The sequence below is a fragment of the Halomonas sp. NPDC076908 genome (assembly GCF_050269715.1).
GTDB lineage: Bacteria > Pseudomonadota > Gammaproteobacteria > Pseudomonadales > Halomonadaceae > Vreelandella.
The window spans coordinates 46,940-69,748 of sequence record NZ_JBNNIW010000011.1; the positions used below are offsets into that span (position 1 = coordinate 46,940).

The window sequence follows — 22,809 nt, forward strand, 5'->3', positions numbered from 1 at the left end:
TAATGTCGCTATTGGATGCGCTGCCCACCCCACGAATGCGTTGGGAGGGGCGGAACCCTAATGTGGTGCTTATAAGTCTCAGCCTCGCGATGCTTGGTGCATTTTGGACGTTAGACGTCGTGAGCATGGCACCCAACCGCATTGTGTTGGGAACTGGGCATGGCGCATTAGAGGCCTTCGGCTGGCCAGGCGTGCTGTTCATCACGTTACTGTTTTCAGCCATTGGGATTTTTGCGTGGCAACCAACCTTACCTCACTATCGTGCTTTGCTTACAGTGGTGGTTGGGTTAATGGCGTTGATGCCGGTAGGGCTAATCGCAAGCGGTCTCTTATTGATTGATCCAGAGCTTCCGCAGGCACGTTTAGGTATTGGCACGGCTTACTGGGTCGTGCTCTTTGTCCTGATGCTGTGCTTAGTTGAAATTCGTTTACGCTTACATCTGACGCGTCTCCGGACCACGCTATTGCTTAGTGGCGTAGCGCTTGTATGGTGGCTATGTGCGTCTTTTTGGTTGGATAATCTTGCGCTAGTTCAAGAGTTTAGAGCACGTGATCGCCAGTTCTTAACCGCCGTTGGGCAGCATATTAGGTTAGTGAGTATAGCTGTGGGCGTCAGTGTGGTGTTGGGGTTACTGCTCGCCATGTTGATGCGACGCTATGCCCGCCTGCAGAAGGGGGCGTTTACACTGCTTAATTTCTTACAGACCATTCCCAGCCTAGCGCTATTTGGTTTGCTGCTAGCACCGCTTGCCTGGCTTGCAGCAGAGGTGCCATTTTTGGCGCAACTAGGTGTTAGCGGTATCGGTACAACGCCTGCTTTAATTGCCCTGATTGCTTACAGCCTGCTTCCCATGGTACGCAATACCTATATCGCCCTTGAAGAGGTTAGCAAAGACACCTTAGAGGCAGCAAAAGGCATGGGTATGCGCGCAGGACAGCGTTTTTGGCAGGTTCGCTTGCCGTTGGCGTTACCGGTGCTTTTGGAAGGGATACGTATTACCACTGTACAGGCCATTGGGCTTACTGCCGTGGCGGCTCTGATTGGTGCTGGCGGACTGGGTACCTTTATTTTTCAAGGTTTGGGTCAAGCTGCCATGGATATGGTGCTACTTGGCGCACTGCCGATTTTAATAATGGCTCTGGTGGTAGATGCGGGGCTAGGTGCATTAGCAGAAGCGCTACGCCCCGGAGGGGATGAATGATTGAGCTTTCCCATGTCTCTAAGCGATTTGGTACTGAAACCGCGGTGGATGATATTTCACTGCGCGTACCCAAAGGCAAATTTTGTGCGTTAGTCGGCACTTCGGGTTGCGGTAAATCGACCACTTTGCGCATGATCAATCGCTTAATTGAGCACAGTGAGGGTGACATCATCCTTGATGGGCAGGCGATTGAAGCGTATGACCCGGTAAAACTACGCCGCAGAATTGGCTATGTTATCCAGCATACTGGACTGTTTCCCCATTGGCGCGTGGCGCGCAATATTGGTTTAGTCCCCCGCTTGCTCAAGTGGCCTGCGGCGGAGGTTCAATCACGGGTAGAAGAGCTGATGAATTTGCTCGGCTTACCAGTGGGAGAGTTTGGGGATAAATATCCTCATCAGCTTTCCGGTGGGCAAGCGCAGCGAGTAGGTGTAGCGCGGGCACTTGCTGCCGACCCCGACATTCTGTTGATGGACGAGCCTTTCGGTGCGCTTGATCCTATTACCCGTGAAAAGCTACAGGACGAGTTGGCCAAGCTACAGGCACGAATGCAGAAAACCGTTGTGTTTGTAACCCATGACATGGATGAGGCCCTTAAGCTTGCCGATCATCTAGTCGTGATGCGTGAGGGGCGTATTGTTCAGCAAGGCACGCCGCTGGCGCTATTGCAGCATCCTGCTGACCCCTTTGTAGAGTCACTGTTAGGTGGCCTTGAGCGGGGGCTTAAGCAAGCCGCATTAACCCGTGTTAGAGATCACATGACATCAATGGGCCCAACCTTGCCTGCCCAGTCACGTATTCCAGCGGATTTTTCGCTGCGCCAAGCGCTCTCCATGATGCTGCGTGACCATAGTGACCGCCTGACGGTGGTGGACCAGCACGATGTCCCCATTGGTGAGTTGACGCTGCGCAGAATTATTAAAGAAGCACAGTTCGATAGAGGCGGCTCGCGTGAGTGAACAGCTGAGCGTAATGCAATCACGGCAGCAGGCGCCAATGTGGTTATGGCCACTGCTCTGGGGCACTTTGCTGCTGATTAGCGTCATGGGGATGCCCTACGCTGAAGCACTGTTTCGTTGGATAGAGCCCAATGCTCGTCAGGTCATTTATGCGCGTGCCGAGTTTTATGTATTGCTAGGTCGCCATTTGCTAGTGGTGGGAGTTGCAGCGGCTGTCACCATTTTGGTGGGCGTATTAGCAGGGATTGCGGTCACTCGCGAACGCGGCCGTGATTTTTTACCGCTGGTGGCCCAGTTAGCCTCCCTTGGGCAAACATTCCCACCGGTGGCCGTTTTGGCGCTGGCGGTGCCGGTGCTGGGGTTTGGTACCTTACCCATTATGGTAGCGTTAATGCTCTATGGGCTTTTGCCCATCGTGCGTAATACGCTCACCGGCCTGCAAGAAGTCGATAACGAGATTAAAACAGCGGCCCACGCCATGGGTATGACACCGACTCAAACCCTTCGCCAGGTCGAGCTGCCGCTGGCGGCACCGGTTATTCTGGCAGGAATTCGTACCTCGGTGACTATCAATATTGCCACCGCCGCGTTAGGTGCCACCGTGGGCGCAAGTAATTTAGGCGACCCAATTATTGCGGGCATCGTTAATGGCAATATGGCTTATGTCGTGCAGGGTGCGTTGACCATCGCGTTGTTAGCGCTAACGGTTGATAGCCTGTTTGAACTGCTGCAGCGTAAGCTGAGGTCCCGCTTTTCTACGCCCTAGCCGGTGCCATAAACTTACTTATTATGTGTTTCTCTGCGGCTTAAGTAGCATCCCTAAAGTGCTTGTGCTGCGTTACTGTCCTACGTGTTGTGGTAGCCCTGGATGTTGTGTTGGCCAATGGCAGATAAATCCACTGGCAAAAACGGCCAATACCAGCAACACTGCCCTCAAAAGGGGTAAAACAAGGACAATAATGATGACACAGTATCTGCACCAGCCAGCCTTTATGACTGGCGATGAAATTTCGATACCGACGTTTAGTCTGCTCAATCCAGAAGGGGAGTTGCATAGCGGCGCTGTCGAACCTGTACTTGAGCGTGACCATGCCCGGCGTATTTACCAAGCGATGCTTGCCACCCGTATCTTGGATGAACGAATGATGGCCGCCCAGCGTCAAGGGCGACTAAGTTTCTACATGCAGTGTACCGGGGAAGAGGCCGCCGTGGTGGGGGCCACCGCTGCTCTCAATGACGCAGACATGATCATGGCGCAGTACCGTGAGCAGGGTGCCTTGATGTATCGCGGCTTTTCAATTGATGAATTCATGAATCAGCTGTTCGGCAACGAGCTGGATTACGGCAAGGGCCGACAAATGCCGATCCATTATGGGTCGCGTAAGCTGCACTACATGACGATCTCTTCTCCCTTGGCAACGCAAATTCCTCAGGCGACGGGCTACGCTTACGGCCAAAAGCTCGCAGGGAACGGCCATTGCACGTTAACCTTTTTTGGTGAAGGCGCAGCGTCAGAAGGAGATTTTCATGCAGCGCTGAATATGGCCTCGGTGCATCAGGTGCCGGTGATCTTTTTCTGTCGCAACAACGGCTATGCCATTTCGACGCCTTCTACAGAGCAATTCGCCGCCGACGGCATTGCGCCACGTGCATTCGGTTATCACATGCACGTGATCCGGGTTGACGGAAACGATGTCTTGGCAGTGTATGAAGCGACCCGTCAGGCACGCAAAATTGCCGTTGAACAAAATCAGCCGGTGTTGATTGAAGCCATGAGCTACCGCCTTGCCGCTCACTCCTCCTCAGACGACCCTTCAGGCTATCGCTCTAAAGATGAAGAAGAGGTATGGCGCGCCAAAGACCCACTGCTGCGGCTACAAAAGTGGCTATTGAACAAGCAGTGGTGGAGCGAAGAGGAGGAGGCTGCTCAGCAAGAGACGCTGCGCCGAGAAGTGTTGGAAACCATGAAGCGTGCAGAGAAGCGTTCATCGCCGCCACTGGAGAGTTTGATCAGCGATGTCTACGCCGATATCACCCCAGCACTACAGCGTCAGTTTGATCAATTAAAACGTCATATACGTCGCTACCCGGATGCCTATCCCCGCGGGGCAAAGTCGCTGGACTTGGATGTAAGCACGGATTCTGATTCCCAGGGAGAGGCGTAACATGGCTACTATGAACATGCTCCAGGCGATTAATAACGCACTGGATATTGCCATGGCAGAGGATGAAAAAGTCATTTGCTTTGGTGAAGATGTGGGTATATTTGGCGGCGTATTTCGTGCCACCAGTCACCTGCAGGAGAAGTACGGCAAAGCGCGCTGCTTTAATACGCCACTTGTGGAGCAGGGTATTATCGGTTTTGCCAATGGCTTAGCGGCTCAAGGCTCGGTGCCCGTCGCGGAAATTCAATTCGCCGATTATATTTTTCCCGCCTTTGATCAAATCGTCAATGAAACCGCCAAGTTCCGCTACCGCTCTGGGGATCTATTTAATGTCGGTGGGCTGACTATTCGTACCCCTTACGGTGGCGGTATCGCCGGCGGCCTCTATCACTCTCAATCACCGGAAGCTTATTTCACCCATACACCTGGATTAAAAGTGGTGGTGCCGCGCAACCCCTATCAGGCCAAAGGGCTACTGCTTGCCGCTATTCGCGACCCGGACCCAGTGCTTTTCCTGGAGCCAAAGCGTCTCTATCGAGCGGCGGTGGGTGAAGTGCCAGAGGATGATTACCAACTGCCCATTGGCGAAGCCGAAATCACCAAAGAGGGTACCGATATTACCGTGGTCGGTTGGGGCGCGCAGATGGAAGTCATTGGTAAAGCGGTAGATTTAGCTGAAGAGCAGGGTATTGCCTGTGAAGTTATTGATCTGCGCACGCTGCTGCCCTGGGATGCAGATACGGTCGCTGAATCTGTGCTTAAAACAGGACGTCTTGTTGTTAGCCATGAAGCCCCGTTAACCGGCGGCTTTGCGGGTGAAATTGCCGCCACGATACAAGAACGTTGTTTTCTCTACCTGGAATCGCCGATTGCACGGGTGACCGGGCTGGATACGCCTTTTCCGCTGGTGTTGGAAAAAGAGTACCTGCCTGATCATCTGAAAATTTTTGAAGCGATTCGCGAAAGCGTCAATTTTTAGTGGCTATTAATGCCTAAGAACGCATGGGGAGAGTAACAATGAGCGATTTTTTACTGCCGGATATTGGCGAAGGCATCGTCGAATGTGAAGTAGTTGAGTGGCGTGTGGCCGAAGGCGACACAATTGAAGAAGACCAGCCTATCGTTGAAGTTATGACCGATAAGGCATTGGTTGAAATCACTGCCCCTGAAGCGGGGGTTGTGACCAAGCTGTATGTTGCTCAAGGCCAAATTGCCAAAGTGCATGCGCCCTTGTATGCCTATCAGATCGATGGGGAAAACGCAGCCGTTGTCGACCAGGAACACGCAGAGGCGGCGATAGCGACGAACAATGAAGTGCCAGTTGAACTACCCACAAGCCTTTCAAAACCAGACACATCAGCAGCAGCTCCTGCTGCGCCATCAAAGGGTGCCGCTACGGGTGAGTACGGCGTAGGGCATGGAAAAGTGCCTGCTAGCCCTGCGGTTAGGCGTTTAGTGCGTGAGCACTCCCTAGAGCTTACTGAGATTGCGGGCAGTGGCAAAGATGGCCGTGTACTCAAAGAGGATGTGTTGGCGCATCTTGACCAAACACCACAAGCGCAAACTTCACCTAATCAGGCGACAGAGCAATCAGCCAGCAATTCACAGCCTGCAAGACAGCCAGAATTTCAGGCGCCTAGGGTAGAGACTCTTCGCGGCATACGCGCAGTAATGGCCAAACGTATGGTCGAAGCGGCTAGCACCATCCCGCATTTCCACTACGGCGAAGAGATTGATGTCACCTCACTGCTGGCGCTTAGAGAGCGCTTAAAACCGCTTGCCGAGGCTCAGGGTGAGCGACTAACCCTGATGCCCTTCTTTATGAAAGCCATGGCATTAGCAGTAGCCCATGAGCCAATTGTAAATGCTCAGCTAAATGCAGCCGGGGACGAGTTGCACTATTACCCTCAGTGCAATATTGGTATGGCGGTGGATAGTAAAGTGGGTCTGATGGTACCCAATGTGAAAAACGTTGAGCGCTTAACCCTGCTGGAGATCGCTCGTGAAGCAGGTCGATTAACTACGGCTGCACGGGAGGGGCGAGTTGACCAAGCGGATCTAAAGGGAGGCACGATTAGTATTTCTAATATCGGCGCGCTTGGCGGCACCTACGCAGCGCCGATCATTAATGCGCCTGAAGCCGCGATAGTGGCAATTGGCAAAACCCAGTGGCTGCCACGCTTTGATGACCAGGGCGCGGTGCAGCGTAGGGCGATTATGACGATTACCTGGGCAGGTGATCACCGCTTTATCGATGGTGGCACCATCGCGCGCTTCTGCAATGCCTGGAAAGGCTTTCTTGAAGCACCGGAAACCATGCTGCTTCATTTGGGCTAACAGGCCACACTATGCCACCACAGGTACCGCTTCAGCAGTTTTACATACCCGAAGAGCAATCGGTATACCTGCTGAGCCACCACGATGCCCGTAAGCTTAAAGACTGGGTGGCGCTGTGCCAAGTGCAGCTCACCCAGTTGGGCTATCAAAGCATTGAGTTGATCGGCAAGGGGGCTTATGGTTTTGTATTTGCTGGCAGCGCGCCCACTGTTGGCGTGGGTGCTAACCCGAACTACGTGTTCAAGTTTTCACGCATTACTCTACCAACCCATTTACAAGAGCGCCTCGAAGAAGAGGCGTTTATGCTTGATCAAGTCTCCCACCCGCGAATTCCTGGTTTGATCACCTATCAGCGCTCGCGAGGGCAATCAATACTGGTAATGGAGCGGGCGCCTGGCCTGAATTTGGAGCAAGTATCGCTCAAGCAGGGGCGTCTCTCTCCACGCTTGATTGTGCGTATCGCCGCGCAGTTAGCCGATATTCTTATCGCGCTTCGACATGAAACGGGCCCTCAGTGCCGTCCGGTGGTGCATGGCGATATCAAGCCCTCCAATTTAGTATTTGACTCTGAGCATGAATCCATTGCGCTGATTGATTGGGGCTCATCGGTATTTGCTCAGCTAGATGCTCAGCTGCAGTTTGTGGGCGCCAACGTGATGGAGCTGATGTCGGATAATTTGCAGCAAACCAATGCCCGCCTAGGGGATGTGTACTTTATCGGAGAGGAGCAGTTGAACGGAGCGCTCTCTTCGCCGCGCTTTGATGAGCAGGGGGTAGCCGGGACACTGTATGCGCTGGCGTCGGCACAATCCTGCCGCTTTGGTCATCGAGCCATTCCCGCCAGTTCACTTGGCTTACCCATGGAGTTCGCTCGCACCTTGGATGGCATGCTCGACCCCGACCCACAGGTTAGACGCAAAGCGGGTGACTACTTCGTACAGCGTATGTCGCGTATGGCCCGAGTCGTGATGATTGATTTGCCTACTGAGGTTAAAGTGCCCTTAGTGCCGGTCTGGGGGCGACCTGCCGAGCAGGAGATTGATACAGTTGTCTATAGCTCGCGCAAAGCCTTTCTGCGAGAAGCCTTTTCACAGGAAGAGCATGCCCAAGAAACCCTAAATGACGTTAACGATGTGCAGCTAGACCGCTACTACAAGCAGTTTATGCAGGGAATGGGCGAAACCGAAAAGGCCTTTTTGGCCTCAGTGAGCCGGTTAGGAAAATATCCCGTGGTAGGGGGGTTGGCAGTACGCTGGGAACGTGAAGGGGTGTATATCGACTCTTCATTAAACCTGCATGACCCTGCGCTCAAGCCTGCCTTTATCGAGGCGGTTAATAATATGGTGCATCTCGCGCGGGCGATTCATCGCCAAGGGGTATTTAAAAGCTGCCTGTTCAATGCTCGCCAAACGCTCCATTTAGAACGCGCTTCAGCGGATGACGCCTTTGTCAGCGAGCCAAATATGGCAATCAGCTATGAGCTGAGTGCGGTGCCGGAGCTTGAGGATCGCACCCGTCAACACAGCTATTTTGAAGATGGCCCCGACCCCGAAGAGTTACTGGTGCTGCCTGAATCGATCATGCGCGTGCTGCAGCAACTAAACGACATTCATCATACCGGTATGATTATTTTTGAAGCGTTACCCCAGCACCTTAAAATTCATAGCTACTACCGTTTGCTTGACCCTGCCAAAGAGCATGAATTTCGCACGCTGCTGGCGAGTATTCTTGCATCGGTTAACCAAATCGAAGGGTTGGGGGTCTCCGGCTTCATGAAGATGCCCTACAAGGACACGCGCTACTTTCCCCACCTGGAAAAACAGCCAGAGCGCTATTATCCCCGCGACCCGCGGGAGTATGTGAAAAAAATATCAAACCAGTAGAGTGATTTTTTAGCGCTCCGGGCTGTTGATCACATCGGTCTGCTGCGCTAACCACGCTGCCAGCTGTTCGGTCAGCTCGTCGCTAGCACGTCCAAACGCATCCACTACCTCCGCAATGTCGACGCTGCTCGCTTGAGCACTGGTGCTGAAGTTCATGGCAGCAAGTGGCGTTCGGTTCGAAGTGCCGACCAGCTGTACATCAAGCTGCACCCTAACCGTAGGTGGATTGGTCATATAATCGCTCTGGAAGTGACGTAGTTCACTGAGTAGCAGCAGATCATGCGGCAAGCGGTCACTGCCTACACCAGCAAATAGCTGGCTCTGTTGTAACCCTGCAATCAAACGTGCCTTAAGCAAGTCAGGTGCATCTTCATGCCAACGGGCACCCTCGTAGACATTGACCACATTACGCTCTGGATAAACCACAATCCGGTTGCTACTGAGCAGATGTCCCGCTTCAGGATCGGCAATGCCTAGGCGCTGGCTAGCGCTACTAGATGAGATAGCCGCAGCCGGCAAGTCGCTGGCAGGCAAACGGTAAAGCGTGGCAGGCTCGCTTTCGGGCAGTATCGAACAGCCCGCACTGAGTAGAAGGGCAGCACTGACTAGAATAGTGGCGGGGATACGTAAACTCATGGGCGGAACTCCTCTACCTGATCACGGCCCAGGAAAAAGTCCGTCGGGCTCTCTTCCAACTGGCGGGTAATACGATCCAGCGTACTCAGTGTTGAGCGAAGCGAAGAGAGCGCTGGCGCAATATTCTGCGCACCTTGCAAACTGCCTTCAATGGCACCTGCGTTAGTCTCCACTAACTGCTCAATGCGCTGGGCGGCACGCGCCACATCGCGGCTAGCATCGGCAGCGCTTTGCATGACTATACGGCCATCCTCGCGTAGTAGCTGAGTGGCTTCATGACTGAGTTCATCAATACTTGCAAGCGTAGTGGTTGCCTGACGCGCAGCGTCGCCAAACAGCGCCATATTGTCATCTAGGGCTTCTTGCTGAGTGGCAATCATCTCGGTGATCTGGGCAATATTGGTCAAAATATTGCCAGCCTGCTCACGGTTATTATCGTCAAATAGCTCGTTAACGTTTTGTAAGATCGAATTGATGTTCTCGATCATCTCTTCACCCTCATCGAATAGCGTGGCGATAGGGGAAGGGTCGGCCTGAATAAACGGCTCCTCATCGTTGGTTTGATCAACCAAGCGTGGGCTCTCTGGGGTGCCGCCGTGGAGCTGAACGGACATGCTGCCGGTAATACTGGCAAAGGCGAGTCTGGCGCGAGTATCTGTTTTGATCGGTGCATCATCGTAGACGCGGATATTGGCAATGACTTGGCGTGGATCGTTTGGATTCAGAATCAGTTCAGTCACATCGCCTATCTCAATGCCGTTGTACTGCACTTTGCTGCCTACGGACAGGCCGCTTACGCTGCGCTCAAAGAGGATGCGGTAGGGCTGATAGCTGCGTTCACCGGCGGCATAGCTCATCCATAGCGCAAACAGAAGTGCGCCAGCGGCCGTTGCCAGCGTGAAGAGACCGATTAAAACGTGATGCGCCCGTGTTTCCATGTGCAGTCACTCCTGGACGTTAGCGTTAGTTGAAGAGATGGAATGCGCACTTTGTGCAGCTCTTCCACGGGGCCCGTGAAAGTAGTCTTGAATCCATTCATCGTTGGTTTCAGCCACTTTGTCGATGGTGTCCACCACCAACACGCGTTTTTGCGAGAGCACGGCAACCCGGTCACAGGCGGCGTAAAGCGTATCCAGGTCATGGGTGACCAGGAAAACGCTGAACCCAAGTGCATCACGAAGGGTTACCAGCAACTGATCGAATGCCGCCGCGCCAATAGGGTCAAGCCCTGCAGTAGGCTCATCAAGAAACAGTATGTCTGGGTCTAGCGCTAAGGCGCGAGCCAGGGCTGCGCGCTTCACCATGCCGCCCGACAGTGATTCAGGAAATTGAAGCGCGGCCTGTGGGGGTAACCCGACCAGCGAAAGCTTCACCCTGGCGAGATGTTCAGCATCTTCGCGAGGTAGCTTGGCGTGCTCAATCAGCGGCAGGGCAATATTCTCCTGCAAATTCAAAGAGCTAAACAGCGCGCCACGCTGGAATAGAACGCCAAAGCGGCGTTCAATATGACTGCGCTCTTTTTCGCTTAGCTCGTTAAGGGTGGTGCCCAGGACTTCGACCGTGCCGCCATTGGGGCGTTTTAAGCCGACAATGCTGCGCAAAAGTACCGATTTACCGGTACCTGAACCGCCCACGACGCCAAGAATTTCGCCGCGTTCAAGAGTGAGATCCAAGTCTTCGTGAACGACATGGGAGCCGAAACTGTTGACCAATCCCCGTACCTTAATTACGGGTTGGTTGTTTTGCTCTATGGCTTTATCTGAATCCATTACCAGCCCATCTCCATGAAGAATAGCGCGGCGAGAGCATCAATCAGAATCACCATAAAAATCGACTGCACCACGCTGGAGGTGGTATGCGCCCCCACTGATTGGGCGCTGCCGCTCACCTTAAAGCCCTCCAGGCAGCCAATAACGGCAATCACAAACGCAAATACCGGGGCTTTGCTTAGCCCTACCAGAAAGTGCGTTACTGACACGTCTTTTTGGAGTGTGTTCATAAACTGGGTAAGAGAAATATCCAGTGACAGAGTAGCGACCATAGCGCCACCCGCTAAACCGCTGAGCATGCCCACAAATGCCAGCATGGGTAGGCTAATTAACATCGCCATGACCCGAGGCAGCACCAAAAGCTCAATAGGGTCTAGCCCTTGCGCTTGAAGGGCATCTATCTCTTCATTGGATTTCATGGCGCCAATTTGCGCTGTAAAGGCGCTGGCGGTACGTCCTGCTAGCAGTATGGCGGCGAGCAGAACGCCGAACTCGCGCAAAAAAGAGAACGCCACCAGATCGATGGTATACACCGTGGCACCAAAATCCTGCAAAACGGTAGCGCCCAGGAACGCTACTACGGCGCCTACCATAAACGTTAATAGCGCAACGATAGGCACCGCATTAAGGCCGCTCTGCTGAACATGCGCTACCGTGGCAGTCACACGCCAACGGCGCGGCCGTAATATCAGCTGGAATAGGGTGGCAATGACCAAGCCAATAAAGGCGAGCAGTTGGCGCTGCTGGGACCAAAGTCCCAACATTTGTTGGCCTACGCTGGCAAGCGCTTGGCTGATGCGCGAATAAGAGGGAGTTTCAACGTCCAGTGGTGCATCCATGGCCTCGGCTATACGCACCAGCAGTGCCTGCTGTTCTTTAGGCAGTTCAGCTGCCCACTCGGACACTTTTTGTGCTTTTTCGACACCAATTAGCTCAATAACGAGTATGGCACCGGCCGTATCAAGGCGGGTGATCGCTTCTAGGGAGATCGTTTCTTTCGCAAACCTGTCAGCCTCGTTCGGCACTTTAGTGTCGGCTTTATGATCAGCAAGTGTCGATTTAATAGCGCGATAATTGGCAAGTGTCCACTCGCCTTGTAGCGTTAAGGTTTGATCATCACGCGCAATCCACTCGCTTGGCATCCCCACTCCTTGGCGCTAATAGTATTGATGAATAGTATCAATGCGCTTGTTTAGAGGACTATTATGCATTCAAACGAGCGTTAGTTAAAGTCTTCCTAGCTCAAGGCTATCTACCAGCACGATATCTGGGGGCCAACTCCAGCTTTATCTGATTAGCGACTTCTTGGAGCCGCGGGCCTAAATTGTTAACCAAGCGGTCGTGATCCAGGCGCAGGCTGGAGCCACCACAATTTATCGCCATCACTTCCGCACCGCCTTCTAAGATCAACGGCATGGCGACTGCACTAATATCGCGCTGCCAGTCTTGCTCAGAAAGACAAAAGCCGTATTGAGCATAATCTTGTAAGCTCTGTTGAATGCCTGCTTCATAACGTGGCCACTCGTTGCCATAAACTTCGGCCAACTCATGAAGCACCTGCTGGCGACGCTCCTCGGATAAGCCACATAGCCAGGCACGGCCAATCGCAGAGGTGGCAATGGGCAGCCGTGAACCGGCATCCAAACGGATGATGAGTGGGCCATGACCATGGCATGTTTCCAGATAAACCATATCGCTGCGGTCAGCGCCGCCCAGGCTTACGTTACAGTCGGTGGCATCGGCGAATTTTTGCAGATGCGGGCGGGCTATTTCACGAATGCCCATATTGGCGAGAAAGCGATACCCCAGCGCCAATACGCCGGGGCCGAGGCGATACTTCTCTAAATGCGTGTTGTGCTGCAAATAGCCCAGTTGGGTAAGGGTATAAGTTAACCGTGAGACCGTTGGGCGGGGGATATTGGTACGCTTGGAGAGTTCGGCATTGCCTAAATACTCTTCACCAGCGCCAAAGGCACGCAGCAGCTCTAAACCGCGCGCAAGCGCGGTGACAAAGTTACGATCTTTTCCTGGCAGCTGCGGGTCGTCAGCATCAGTGTCGGTGGGGTGCATTCAGTATCCCAACAATAGGTGGCTTAGGGTGCCAAGTATCGCATATCTACTTTGGCGCGGCTGTTATGCCCATCAACGAAAAGGCGTTCATTATAAAACTAACTTAGCTGTCTAGACGCTCAATAATAGTGGCGATGCCCTGGCCAACACCGATACACATGGTGACCAGCGCATAGCGTCCGCCAGTGGCCTCTAACTGACGCAAGGCCGTTAGTGCCAAGCGCGCGCCAGAAGCTCCCAGCGGGTGGCCGATAGCAATGGCACCGCCGTTGGCGTTTAATCGGCTGTCGTTGGCGGAAATTCCTAACTGCTGTACGCAGCCCAATACTTGAACGGCAAACGCTTCGTTAATTTCAATCACATCCATTTGCTCAAGCGTGAGTCCTGCACGGGCAAGCGCCTTTTGCGAAGCAGGAACCGGGCCCAAGCCCATCACTCTTGGCGCAACACCGGCAACGGCGCTGGCAACTATGCGCGCGCGGGGCGTTAAGCCGACACGCTCGCCGACACCTTGGGTGCCAACAATCAAGGCAGCGGCGCCGTCATTGAGGCCTGAGGCATTGCCGGCGGTGACAACACCCCCATCGAACAGTGCTCCTAGCTTGGCTAGCTTGTCCTCGGTACTTTGCGGGCGGGGGTGCTCGTCTTTATCTACCCGTAGTGGAGGCTGTTTGCGTCCTTGGGGCACCTCAACGCCAAGCATCTCACCGTCGTAGAAACCGGCGGCCAGCGCTTGGGCGTAGCGGGCCTGGGAGCGGGCGGCAAAGGCATCGCTGGCGTCGCGGCCAATATTCAGGTCGTGGGCAATATTGTCGGCGGTTTCCGGCATGCTGTGGCTCCCAAACTCTTTAGCAATCCTAGGGTTGGGAAAGCGTGAGCCAATCACCGTATCGTACATTGGCTGGTTGCGAGCAAAAGGAGAGTCTGCTTTACCTAATACGTAGGGCGCACGGGACATCGACTCAACGCCGCCTGCTAAAAACAGCTCGCCTTCGCCCAGTCGAGCTGCCCGGGCAGCATCCATCATCGCCGCTAAGCCGCTGCCGCAAAGACGATTGACGGTTTGCCCGGCTACCTCAATCGGCAGGCCCGCCAGCAGCGCACCGTGGCGCGCCACGTTACGGGAGTCTTCACCCGCTTGGTTGGTGCAACCTGCTAACACCTCTTCATAGCTTTCTGGCGCAAAAGGGTTGCGGGCGACCAGCGCTTTAAGCGTTAAGCCCAGCAGTTCATCGGGACGAATAGCCGCTAAACTGCCACCATGGCGACCAAAGGGGGTGCGTAAACCGTCGTAAATATAGGCGTCTTGCATAAGTGTTCTCCTTGTTGTTTTTTTAAGCAGTTGTTAGCGGCATTTGCAGCGCGGCGCGGCGACGAAGCCACGGGCTAGGGCGATAGCGCGGGTCACCGGTGGCCTCTAGCAGGTTGGTCAGTATCGTCATAATGCGCGTGGCGCCGTAATGGTCGCCCATGCTTAGTGGCCCAAAGGGGTAGCCCAAACCAAGCTCAACCGCCCGGTCGATAGTCGCGGGTTCGGCAACCCCTTGTTGGGCAATATCGGCACCCACGTTAACGATGCAGGCAATCACCCGCTGGAGAACGAAACCGTTGCTATCTTGAAGCGTGCTCACCGGGGTGCGGTCATGATTGAGCAGGCTTTGCGCTGCTTGAATAAAGGTGTGTTGGGTAAGCGGTGTCGTCATTAGGCTGCGGCGTTTATCGAGCCCTGCAAGCATATCCACGGCCACGCACTGCTTGGCGTCTAGCCCCTGGCGCAGGGCGCAGCTGGTGACGTCTTCGCCAAAGGGCGTCAGCAGGCAGAGTGCTTGTTCACTGGGCTGCGCGCCGGTTTCTAACGGCCAGCCCGCCGCGTTTACCAATTCGGCGAGAGCAGAGGCACTTTCGGACTCATCCTGGCTGATCCACACTGGGCAGGCGGGCACGGTTTCAATGGCAGGCTCATCCGGCATTTGCTGCTTGCCTTCTACATAGCGGTAAAAACCTTCGCCGGTTTTACGCCCTAATAAGCCTGCAGCAAGACGTTGCCGGGTCAGCGGTGACGGGCGAAAACGTGCCTCTTCATAATACTGGTGGTAAACCGACTCCATCACGGCGTGGGAAACATCCAGGCCGGTAAGGTCCAACAGGGTGAACGGTCCCATTCTGAACCCGCCTTGATCGACCATAATGCGGTCAATGGTCGCCGGGTCAGCAACGCTTTCGCCTAAAATCCGCAGTGCTTCGGTGCCGAAGGCACGCCCGGCATGGTTAACCAGAAAGCCAGGTGTGTCGGTGGCCTGGGCCGTAAAGTGGCCCATGGCTTGACCTAGAGCATTCACCCGATTGGTAACCTCATCGGCGGTACGCAGGCCAGGGATGACCTCGGCAATTTTCATCAGTGGTACGGGGTTAAAGAAGTGAAAGCCGATGACCCGCTCGGGATGCTGGCAGGTGGCGGCAATGGCGGTGACGGATAGCGAAGAAGTATTGGTTGCTAACACCGCCTGCTGGCTGACGATCGCTTCTAAATCGCTGAACAGCCCCTGCTTGGCCTCAAGCTTCTCGACAATGGCTTCTACTACGATATCGCAGGGGGCGAGGGCGGCAAGTTCACTTGTCTCTATCAACTGCTTACTATACTGCTGCGCCTGCTGTTGAGTGATGCGCTGCTTCTCAGCACTTCTCTCCCATAGGCCATTGATAAACGTTTTGGCTTCTTTTACAGCACCCTCTTTAACATCGAACAGCATGACCTTTAGGCCTGCTTGGGCAGCCAGTTGAGCGATGCCACGGCCCATGGCACCAGTGCCGACAATACCAAGCGTGGTGAAAGGCGAAAGTGTTGATTCATTAGACATACGCTAAATCCTCTCTGTAAATGGGTTCTTTTGTGCGTTTGATTCTGCATTGCAAAATAGTGTTTCAATTATTGACTGCCATCCTAGGCTATGCAAAAGTGCCTGACAAGCAATGCAGACGCTAATTTTGCAGGGCGAAATAGGGCGTTCGTACCTAATGCAAACCGGCTTATTAGCGCCATCTATAAGCACTTCTTCCTAATAACAGTTAACAGCAGTCTCTAACGATAAAAAATACGTTGCCACCAGGAGCCGTCATGATTCGCGATCCCGAATTGATTAACCAGCTTGTCGATACTATCGCCCGTTTTGTCCGTGAGCGCTTAATTCCTAATGAGGCGCGCCTGGCAGAAGAGGATGCGGTGCCACCGGAAATTCTTGCGGAAATGAAAGAGATGGGGCTGTTCGGGCTATCGATCCCGGAAGAGTACGGCGGCCTTGGCTTAACCATGGAAGAAGAAGCGCTGGTGGCAATGGAAATTGGCAAAACGTCCCCCGCCTTTCGCTCGGTGTTTGGTACCAACAACGGCATTGGTGCCCAAGGTATTTTGATTGATGGCACCGACGAGCAGAAAGCCAAATATGTTCCACGACTGGCTACGGGTGAGATTCTTAGCTCGTTCTGCCTGACCGAGCCGGATTCAGGCTCCGACGCCGCCAGCCTGCGGACGACCGCCGTGCGTGATGGCGACCACTATATTTTGAACGGTACCAAACGCTATATCACCAACGGCCCCGAGGCGGATCTGTTCACCGTAATGGCGCGCACTGATCCCAATAACAAAGGCGCGGGCGGTATTTCTGCGTTTATTGTTGAAGGCGACACCCCTGGGTTAGTTCGCGGCCCTGCGGATAATAAGATGGGCCAGAAAGGCGCCCACACCTGCGATATTATTTTCGATAACTGTCGGGTGCCCGCCGAAAACATCATTGGCGGAAAAGAGGGCCAAGGCTTCAAAACCGCCATGAAGGTACTTGATCGCGGGCGGCTGCATATCTCCGCTGTATGCGTCGGTGTTGCTGAACGCTTAGTGGAAGAGTCATTGCGCTACACCATGGAGCGTAAGCAATTTGGTGCCGCGCTTGCCGAGCACCAGTTGATTCAAGCGATGCTTGCAGATAGTAAAACCGAAGCTTATGCAGGCAAAACTATGGTAATGGATGCCGCACGACGCAAAGATGATGGTGAAAACGTCTCAACGCTGGCTTCTTGCTGCAAACTGTTCTGCGCTGAAATGGTTGGCCGTGTGGCTGACCGTGCAGTACAGGTGCATGGTGGCGCGGGTTATATGTCTGAGTACGCGGTTGAACGTTTTTATCGTGATGTGCGGCTATTTCGTATTTACGAAGGCACGACGCAAATTCAGCAGATCGTCATCGCGCGGAATATGGTGCGGGAGGCGTCCTAATGGCTTTGTCGGTTCCCTACCAAGCACCGGACGAAAATATTTTTGGTCGCCTTGCCAGCGAACTGGTGGCTGAACTTCCTGATCGGCTCAGCACCCGCGTGCTTGAGAACGCCAAACGCCTGGCTGAACAGCCCGCCATTGTGGATGGCAACGTTCGCTGGAGCTATGCAGAGCTTGGCCGGGAAATAGACGCTGCCTGTGAGTGGTTAAGCGCAATGGGCATACGCCCTGGCGACCGGATAATGACGGTGAGTGAAAACTGTCGTGCTCTGGTCGTGCTGCTGTTGGCCGCCAGTGAATTGGATGTATGGGTGGCGATTGTGAATTCGCGCCTCTCGGCCCAGGAAGTGGACTTGATTCAGGGCAACTGCCTACCCCGGCGCGTGTTCTACACATGCAATGCCTCGCCAGAAGCTTCCCAACACGCCGAGCGCCACGCCGCCGACCGCTACCAGCATCCTCAGTTAGGAGGGCTGGCGATTTCTCCGCTGTACGACAGTGAACCTGAACCGGTATATGCCAGCGGCGCCGAACAGGTCGCGGCGATGATTTACACTTCAGGAACGACCGGTACACCCAAAGGGGTGATGCTGACCCATCGTGGCATTCTCTATATCGCTTCGATTTCGGGCGGCATGCGCCATTTAAGCGAGGGGCAGCGGGTGTATGGCGTGCTGCCGTTGTCCCATGTGTTTGGGCTTTCCTCGGTCTGTATGGGGTCGCTGTATAACGGTGCCTGCCTATATACCGTGCCGCGTTTCGATGCGGCGCATATGCTGGAGACGTTAAAGCAGGAGCGAATTACCGTACTCCAGGGCGTGCCCGCCATGTATGCCCGGGCGCTGGAGTTTTTAAAACGCGAGCAGCGCCCCCTGGAAGCGCCAGAACTGATTTATATCTCAGCAGGTGGTTCACCACTAGATAGCGACACCAAGGTGCGGGTGGAAGCGACCTTTGGGCTGACACTGCATAATGGCTACGGCTTAACTGAGGCCAGCCCCACGATCAGCCAAACGCGCATTGATGACCGCCATAGCAATAGTACCGTTGGCCGTGTATTGCCTCTGCTCGAGTACCGTCTGGAGCCGCTTAGCGATAGCGGAACTTCCGAGCAGTCCGGCGATGAGGTGGGTGAGCTATGGGTGCGCGGGCCCAATATTATGAAAGGCTATTTTCGTCAGCAGGAAGCTACCCGCGCCACTTTAACCGAAGAGGGTTGGCTCAACACCGGTGACATCGCCAAGCTCGACCACGATGACCAGCTGTATATCGTAGGGCGTAGCAAAGAGCTGATTATCCGCTCGGGCTTCAATATCTACCCACCGGATGTGGAAGCGGTGATCAACGAGCATCCTGCGGTCACGCTTACTGCCGTTGTGGGGCGTCAAGTCGCCGGTAACGAAGAAGTGGTCGCCTTTGTGCAGTGCGAGTCGGGCATTGACGTTGATATGGCAGAGCTAAAGGCCTTTATCGCCGAGCGATTGGCACCCTACAAACGGCCCACCCAAATTGTCTTAATGGATACGTTACCTTCTACCGCCAGCGGCAAAATACTAAAAGGGCGGCTGCGGGATTTAGCGCAGCAGGAGAGCGCCTCATGAGCCCTTCGCAAATACACACTCCAGATACGTCTCAACAAGCGCTCATGGGCTATCACGAGTTATTAGGTATGCATGTGGTTGAGTGGCAGCAAGACCGCGCCGTGGTTGAACTCACCATTGAGCCAAAGCACCTAAACCGCAGCGGCAATGTTCACGGCGGCGTATTGGCTTCGATGTTGGATAGCGCTCTGAGTCTGGCGGGTCTGCACTGTGATGTGCCGGGCAATATTCGCCGGGGGATGACGCTGTCACTGACCACTACCTTTGTTGGCCCCGCTCGGCAAGGCGTGTTAAGAGCAACGGGCACGCTGCGTGGGGGTGGGCAGAAAACCTATATGACGAGTGGTGAGGTCGTCGACGAAAAGGGCAATTTAGTGGCCATGGGAGAGGGATCGTTTCGGCGTCGCAGTGGCAGCGAATCGTCCGAGGGCTTTCCGGAAAATAACCCCGGGGAGTCTGCTGAGTGAACCCAGCCCGTCTACGGGTCTCGCTATTACTGCTAGTCACCCTGGCAACGCTGTTCCATCTGGTGGTCGGCAACCTTTTTTGGCAGGCGGTTGGCATTGTCGCGTTGCTGCTCTATTTATCCACGCTGGCGGGTCAGCTTACCCGTATGGCCAAAGGATTACTGCTGGTGGCGGGCGTGTTGACGCTACTTACGCTTTGGCGTTTGCCAAGCCCAGCTCAACTGCTGTTTGAGGCCAGCGGGCGTTTTGCTTTTTTTGCTACCTTTGTGGTGGCACTGAGTATGCTGCGCTTACCTGCCTATCGTTCCCGTTTGGTGCGCCGCTGCGGGCAGAGCATGCTGCTTCAACCACCCAGCCGCCGTTACCCGATTTTGTCATCAGGCTCGGCGCTGTTTGGCATCATACTCAATATCGGCGTATTAAATCTGTTCGCTGCGATGATCGAAAAGAGCAACACTTTGGGTGCCGCCCAAGGGCGGGCCTGGGTTCGCGAAGCTCGCCAGCGGCGCATGATGCTGGCGCTGTTGCGTGGGTTTTCCCTGGCGCCGCTTATTTCGCCCATGGGTATCGGTGTTGCCGTCGTATTGTCGAGTCTTCCCCAGGTCACTTGGCTTGAGCTTGCGCCCTATATTTTGGGCGCTGCAACGCTAATTTTTCTAGCGGGTTGGGTGGTGGATTTTGTGACCGGCCCACATCCTCCTGCTAGTAAAACTCAGCTAGCTACTCCTTCGTTACGCCCGTTGGGCCAGTTTAGTGTGCTGCTGATGGGCATCGTGGCGCTGGTGTTTAGCCTTGCTTGGCTGTTAGAACTGCGTTTACCCATTGCCGCACTGTTAGGCGCGCCCACGGCGGCGTTGCTTTGGCTTGCCTGGCAGCGGCGTAGGCTTGGCTATGGTGGGCTGCCAGCCGCCGTTAGTGCGGTACATCGTCAGTTGCCTTGGCTGTTGTCACCTAGTGCCAATGAGATAGTGGTGCTGGGGGCGGCGGGCTACCTGGGACATTTATGCGTTGGGCTTGTGGATACCCAGCAGTTAGCGCCGCTCTTAACGGTGTTGAATCAGTGGGGCGCCTTTAATGCCGTACTGGCTATGCTAATGGTGGTGGGGCTGGCTCAGGTAGGCGTTAATCCTATTGTGACGGTGACACTGCTGGTAGGCCTGTTACCGCAGTTAGCCATTGAGGGGTTGACGCCACCGCTAATCGGCTCGTCGCTCATGGTAGGTTGGGCGCTGGCGCTGATGTCGTCACCCATGACCGCGTCGATGCTGATATTGTCTCGCTTTACTGGGGTATCCGCCACGCGAATTGGCTACCGCTGGAACGGCCGGTTTCTGGTAACCTCGATTCCGCTGTTAGCAGCATGGTTTTTGTGGTCACCTTTTTAACTAGGTGCTGGAATTAAGGAAGCGCTTGACCTTTGTTCGGCGTTTTTTTATTGTTCTTGTTATAAAATGAAATTACATTCCGCCTTGCAAAATAAAGGCAGAATGAAGGCAAGATTAACCGAATTGACTAGCTCAGCATTGGAGCACGCCCTATGAAAATTCTCGTCGCGGTTAAACGCGTCATCGACTACAACGTCAAAATCCGTGTTAAAGCGGATCACTCGGACGTCGATCTCACCAACGTCAAAATGGCCATGAACCCCTTCTGCGAAATTGCCGTGGAAGAGGCAGTACGCCTGAAAGAGAAGGGCGTCGCGACGGAAGTCATCGCCGTGTCGGTGGGCCCCAAAGCCGCCCAAGAGCAGCTGCGTACCGCGCTGGCGCTGGGCGCGGATCGCGCCATTCATATCGAAACCGACGAACGCGCTGAATCCCTCGCTGTCGCCAAGCTGTTGGCCAACGTGGTTGAGGAAGAGCAGCCCGGTCTGGTCATTCTCGGCAAGCAGGCCATTGACACCGACAACAACCAGACTGGCCAAATGCTCGCTGCCTTGACGGGGCTTCCGCAAGGCACCTTCGCTTCGGAAGTGGCGGTGGACGGCGACAAAGTGAATGTCACCCGGGAAATCGACGGCGGCCTGCAAACCATCGCCCTGACGCTGCCCGCGATCGTGACCACCGATTTGCGTTTGAATGAGCCGCGCTATGCCAAGCTCCCCGATATCATGAAGGCCAAGAAAAAGCCGCTGGATGTGAAGAGCCCCGCCGATTATGGCATCGACGTCGCCTCCAAGGTCAGCCTGCTCAAAGTGGAATCCCCAGCCGAGCGCAAGGGCGGCATTAAAGTCGCCTCGGTAGACGAGCTGATCGATAAACTCAAAAACGAAGCCAAAGTTCTTTAAGACAAGTACTTTGCTACAAGCGCTTTGAAAGGAGCTGATTCCATGAGCATTCTGATACTTGCCGATTTACACGAAGGCCAACTGGCCGGCGCCACGGCCCACGTTGTGGCGGCCGCGACAGCCATTGGTGGCGATATTGACGTTCTTGTTGCCGGTGAAGGCGTTCAAGCCGCGGCCGACGCCGCCGCCAAACTCGACGGCGTGAGCAAAGTGCGCATCGCAGATAACGCTGTCTACGCCCACCAGCTCGCCGAGCCCATGGGCGCGCTACTGGTCGAACTGGCCGATGGCTACACCCACGTACTCGCCAGCGCCTCCACCACCTGTAAAAACGTGCTGCCGCGCCTGGCCGCACTTAAAGACGTCAGCCAGCTATCAGACGTGCTGGGTGTCGAGAGTGCCGATACCTTCCTGCGCCCGATTTACGCCGGTAACGCTATCGCTACCGTCAAAAGCGACGATGTGCTGAAAGTGATCACCATCCGTCCCACCGGGTTTGATGCGGTCAGCGAAGGTAACAGCGCGACGATTGAAGCGGTTGACGTCGTGGTTGAAAACAGCCAGTCCAGCTTTGTTAAAGAAGAGTTGGCGAAATCGGACCGTCCCGAACTGGGCGGCGCCAAGGTGGTGATCTCCGGTGGTCGTGGCATGGGCAACGGTGAAAACTTTAAGCTACTCGACGGCATTGCCGACAAGTTGGGCGCGGCGATTGGTGCTTCCCGCGCTGCAGTAGACGCAGGTTTCGTACCCAACGACATGCAGGTCGGCCAGACCGGCAAGATCGTCGCACCGGATCTGTATATCGCCGTGGGTATTTCGGGAGCCATTCAACACTTGGCGGGCATGAAGGACTCCAAGGTGATTGTCGCGATCAATAAAGACGACGAAGCGCCGATCTTCCAGATCGCTGATTACGGGCTGGTGGGCGATCTGTTTGAGATCCTGCCGGCGCTTGAGAGTAAGCTGTAAGAGTGTTTTAGAGACTCAGTAAGAGGGTCGGGCTCAGCCCAAAGCGGGGGTTATTCGCCATGGCCGGAAAAAAGTTCCCAACGTTTCCGGCATTTCCGCCATCCATGGCGGTCAGATGGCGAATTTAGCGTCCAGGGAAGGATTTATAGCGCCCCCGCGGCGGGCTGTGCCCGATCCGGTATTATGCTTCGATAATA

The 22,809-nt window shown here is 54.6% G+C and carries 20 protein-coding genes; 13 read left to right on the forward strand and 7 right to left on the reverse strand.

Translation table 11 applies throughout. The annotated features are described in order from the left end of the window. Window positions 1-2 precede the first annotated feature (2 nt). The 7 genes from ACQKE4_RS08460 to ACQKE4_RS08490 all read left to right on the forward strand — a co-directional run bounded on the left by ACQKE4_RS08460 (window position 3) and on the right by ACQKE4_RS08490 (window position 8,546). The gene (locus ACQKE4_RS08460) at window positions 3-1,202 is read left to right on the forward strand and encodes an ABC transporter permease (RefSeq protein WP_427387822.1); all 1,200 of its coding nucleotides are present in this window, start codon (window positions 3-5) and stop codon (window positions 1,200-1,202) included. Continuing rightward, entirely contained in the window at window positions 1,199-2,161 is a 963-nt protein-coding gene (locus ACQKE4_RS08465) for an ABC transporter ATP-binding protein (protein WP_427387823.1), read from the forward strand. The genes ACQKE4_RS08460 and ACQKE4_RS08465 overlap by 4 nt, the downstream gene beginning before the upstream one ends. A 13-nt stretch (window positions 2,162-2,174) precedes the next feature. Then, window positions 2,175-2,927 (forward strand): ABC transporter permease, encoded by a 753-nt coding sequence (locus ACQKE4_RS08470; RefSeq protein WP_427387915.1) that lies wholly within the window; start codon window positions 2,175-2,177, stop codon window positions 2,925-2,927. Between the two features lie 196 nt (window positions 2,928-3,123). Beyond that, complete coding sequence (locus ACQKE4_RS08475) at window positions 3,124-4,326, forward strand: thiamine pyrophosphate-dependent dehydrogenase E1 component subunit alpha (RefSeq protein WP_427387916.1); 1,203 nt, start codon at window positions 3,124-3,126, stop codon at window positions 4,324-4,326. Between the two features lies 1 nt (window position 4,327). Then, on the forward strand, window positions 4,328-5,305 hold the full coding sequence (locus tag ACQKE4_RS08480) for an alpha-ketoacid dehydrogenase subunit beta (RefSeq protein WP_290835019.1): 978 nt from the start codon (window positions 4,328-4,330) through the stop codon (window positions 5,303-5,305). A 38-nt stretch (window positions 5,306-5,343) separates the two neighbouring features. Further along, the gene (locus tag ACQKE4_RS08485; protein ID WP_427387825.1) at window positions 5,344-6,663 is read left to right on the forward strand and encodes a 2-oxo acid dehydrogenase subunit E2; all 1,320 of its coding nucleotides are present in this window, start codon (window positions 5,344-5,346) and stop codon (window positions 6,661-6,663) included. 11 nt (window positions 6,664-6,674) lie between these two features. Then, window positions 6,675-8,546, forward strand: a complete 1,872-nt coding sequence (locus ACQKE4_RS08490) for a protein kinase domain-containing protein (protein ID WP_427387826.1) — start codon at window positions 6,675-6,677, stop codon at window positions 8,544-8,546. 9 nt (window positions 8,547-8,555) lie between these two features. Here the strand turns inward: ACQKE4_RS08490 and ACQKE4_RS08495 are convergent, their stop codons facing one another. The 7 genes from ACQKE4_RS08495 to ACQKE4_RS08525 form a co-directional block, all read right to left on the reverse strand. Next, window positions 8,556-9,182 (reverse strand): ABC-type transport auxiliary lipoprotein family protein, encoded by a 627-nt coding sequence (locus ACQKE4_RS08495; RefSeq protein ID WP_427387827.1) that lies wholly within the window; start codon window positions 9,180-9,182, stop codon window positions 8,556-8,558. After that, on the reverse strand, window positions 9,179-10,120 hold the full coding sequence (locus tag ACQKE4_RS08500; RefSeq protein WP_427387828.1) for an MlaD family protein: 942 nt from the start codon (window positions 10,118-10,120) through the stop codon (window positions 9,179-9,181). The genes ACQKE4_RS08495 and ACQKE4_RS08500 overlap by 4 nt, the downstream gene beginning before the upstream one ends. 6 nt (window positions 10,121-10,126) lie before the next feature. Then, a complete protein-coding gene (locus ACQKE4_RS08505; protein WP_427387829.1) occupies window positions 10,127-10,951 on the reverse strand; it encodes an ABC transporter ATP-binding protein in 825 nt (274 codons plus the stop codon). After that, window positions 10,951-12,093: an MlaE family ABC transporter permease gene (locus ACQKE4_RS08510; protein WP_427387830.1), complete on the reverse strand. Its 1,143-nt coding sequence runs from the start codon at window positions 12,091-12,093 to the stop codon at window positions 10,951-10,953. The genes ACQKE4_RS08505 and ACQKE4_RS08510 overlap by 1 nt, the downstream gene beginning before the upstream one ends. Before the next feature lie 106 nt (window positions 12,094-12,199). Next, window positions 12,200-13,021 (reverse strand): IclR family transcriptional regulator, encoded by an 822-nt coding sequence (locus ACQKE4_RS08515; protein WP_427387831.1) that lies wholly within the window; start codon window positions 13,019-13,021, stop codon window positions 12,200-12,202. Window positions 13,022-13,124: 103 nt separating this feature from the next. Next, complete coding sequence (locus ACQKE4_RS08520; protein WP_427387832.1) at window positions 13,125-14,333, reverse strand: 3-oxoadipyl-CoA thiolase; 1,209 nt, start codon at window positions 14,331-14,333, stop codon at window positions 13,125-13,127. Window positions 14,334-14,355: 22 nt separating this feature from the next. Continuing rightward, window positions 14,356-15,879: a 3-hydroxyacyl-CoA dehydrogenase gene (locus ACQKE4_RS08525; RefSeq protein WP_427387833.1), complete on the reverse strand. Its 1,524-nt coding sequence runs from the start codon at window positions 15,877-15,879 to the stop codon at window positions 14,356-14,358. 257 nt (window positions 15,880-16,136) lie between these two features. Between ACQKE4_RS08525 and ACQKE4_RS08530 the strand changes: the two genes are divergently transcribed. From ACQKE4_RS08530 to ACQKE4_RS08555, 6 genes are all read left to right on the forward strand, one after another. After that, on the forward strand, window positions 16,137-17,288 hold the full coding sequence (locus tag ACQKE4_RS08530; RefSeq protein WP_427387834.1) for an acyl-CoA dehydrogenase family protein: 1,152 nt from the start codon (window positions 16,137-16,139) through the stop codon (window positions 17,286-17,288). Next, complete coding sequence (locus ACQKE4_RS08535; protein WP_427387835.1) at window positions 17,288-18,889, forward strand: class I adenylate-forming enzyme family protein; 1,602 nt, start codon at window positions 17,288-17,290, stop codon at window positions 18,887-18,889. Before ACQKE4_RS08530 ends, ACQKE4_RS08535 begins: the two co-directional genes overlap by 1 nt. After that, window positions 18,886-19,356 carry a PaaI family thioesterase gene (locus ACQKE4_RS08540; protein WP_427387836.1) on the forward strand — a complete coding sequence of 157 codons (471 nt, stop codon included), beginning with the start codon at window positions 18,886-18,888 and terminating at the stop codon, window positions 19,354-19,356. The genes ACQKE4_RS08535 and ACQKE4_RS08540 overlap by 4 nt, the downstream gene beginning before the upstream one ends. Beyond that, entirely contained in the window at window positions 19,353-20,741 is a 1,389-nt protein-coding gene (locus tag ACQKE4_RS08545; RefSeq protein WP_427387837.1) for a hypothetical protein, read from the forward strand. The genes ACQKE4_RS08540 and ACQKE4_RS08545 overlap by 4 nt, the downstream gene beginning before the upstream one ends. A 152-nt stretch (window positions 20,742-20,893) precedes the next feature. Beyond that, window positions 20,894-21,643 carry an electron transfer flavoprotein subunit beta/FixA family protein gene (locus ACQKE4_RS08550; RefSeq protein ID WP_427387839.1) on the forward strand — a complete coding sequence of 250 codons (750 nt, stop codon included), beginning with the start codon at window positions 20,894-20,896 and terminating at the stop codon, window positions 21,641-21,643. A 42-nt stretch (window positions 21,644-21,685) separates the two neighbouring features. Further along, entirely contained in the window at window positions 21,686-22,612 is a 927-nt protein-coding gene (locus ACQKE4_RS08555; RefSeq protein ID WP_427387840.1) for an electron transfer flavoprotein subunit alpha/FixB family protein, read from the forward strand. Window positions 22,613-22,809: the final 197 nt, after the last annotated feature.

Excerpts from the sequence above, each read along its gene's own strand:
- ACQKE4_RS08460 (WP_427387822.1), top strand. The coding sequence starts at position 3 with ATGTCGCTATTGGATGCGCTGCCCACCCCACGAATGCGTTGGGAGGGG.
- ACQKE4_RS08465 (WP_427387823.1), top strand. The coding sequence starts at position 1,199 with ATGATTGAGCTTTCCCATGTCTCTAAGCGATTTGGTACTGAAACCGCG.
- ACQKE4_RS08470 (WP_427387915.1), top strand. The coding sequence starts at position 2,175 with ATGCAATCACGGCAGCAGGCGCCAATGTGGTTATGGCCACTGCTCTGG.
- ACQKE4_RS08475 (WP_427387916.1), top strand. The coding sequence starts at position 3,124 with ATGACACAGTATCTGCACCAGCCAGCCTTTATGACTGGCGATGAAATT.
- ACQKE4_RS08480 (WP_290835019.1), top strand. The coding sequence starts at position 4,328 with ATGGCTACTATGAACATGCTCCAGGCGATTAATAACGCACTGGATATT.
- ACQKE4_RS08485 (WP_427387825.1), top strand. The coding sequence starts at position 5,344 with ATGAGCGATTTTTTACTGCCGGATATTGGCGAAGGCATCGTCGAATGT.
- ACQKE4_RS08490 (WP_427387826.1), top strand. The coding sequence starts at position 6,675 with ATGCCACCACAGGTACCGCTTCAGCAGTTTTACATACCCGAAGAGCAA.
- ACQKE4_RS08495 (WP_427387827.1), bottom strand. The coding sequence starts at position 9,182 with ATGAGTTTACGTATCCCCGCCACTATTCTAGTCAGTGCTGCCCTTCTA.
- ACQKE4_RS08500 (WP_427387828.1), bottom strand. The coding sequence starts at position 10,120 with ATGGAAACACGGGCGCATCACGTTTTAATCGGTCTCTTCACGCTGGCA.
- ACQKE4_RS08505 (WP_427387829.1), bottom strand. The coding sequence starts at position 10,951 with ATGGATTCAGATAAAGCCATAGAGCAAAACAACCAACCCGTAATTAAG.
- ACQKE4_RS08510 (WP_427387830.1), bottom strand. The coding sequence starts at position 12,093 with ATGCCAAGCGAGTGGATTGCGCGTGATGATCAAACCTTAACGCTACAA.
- ACQKE4_RS08515 (WP_427387831.1), bottom strand. The coding sequence starts at position 13,021 with ATGCACCCCACCGACACTGATGCTGACGACCCGCAGCTGCCAGGAAAA.
- ACQKE4_RS08520 (WP_427387832.1), bottom strand. The coding sequence starts at position 14,333 with ATGCAAGACGCCTATATTTACGACGGTTTACGCACCCCCTTTGGTCGC.
- ACQKE4_RS08525 (WP_427387833.1), bottom strand. The coding sequence starts at position 15,879 with ATGTCTAATGAATCAACACTTTCGCCTTTCACCACGCTTGGTATTGTC.
- ACQKE4_RS08530 (WP_427387834.1), top strand. The coding sequence starts at position 16,137 with ATGATTCGCGATCCCGAATTGATTAACCAGCTTGTCGATACTATCGCC.
- ACQKE4_RS08535 (WP_427387835.1), top strand. The coding sequence starts at position 17,288 with ATGGCTTTGTCGGTTCCCTACCAAGCACCGGACGAAAATATTTTTGGT.
- ACQKE4_RS08540 (WP_427387836.1), top strand. The coding sequence starts at position 18,886 with ATGAGCCCTTCGCAAATACACACTCCAGATACGTCTCAACAAGCGCTC.
- ACQKE4_RS08550 (WP_427387839.1), top strand. The coding sequence starts at position 20,894 with ATGAAAATTCTCGTCGCGGTTAAACGCGTCATCGACTACAACGTCAAA.
- ACQKE4_RS08555 (WP_427387840.1), top strand. The coding sequence starts at position 21,686 with ATGAGCATTCTGATACTTGCCGATTTACACGAAGGCCAACTGGCCGGC.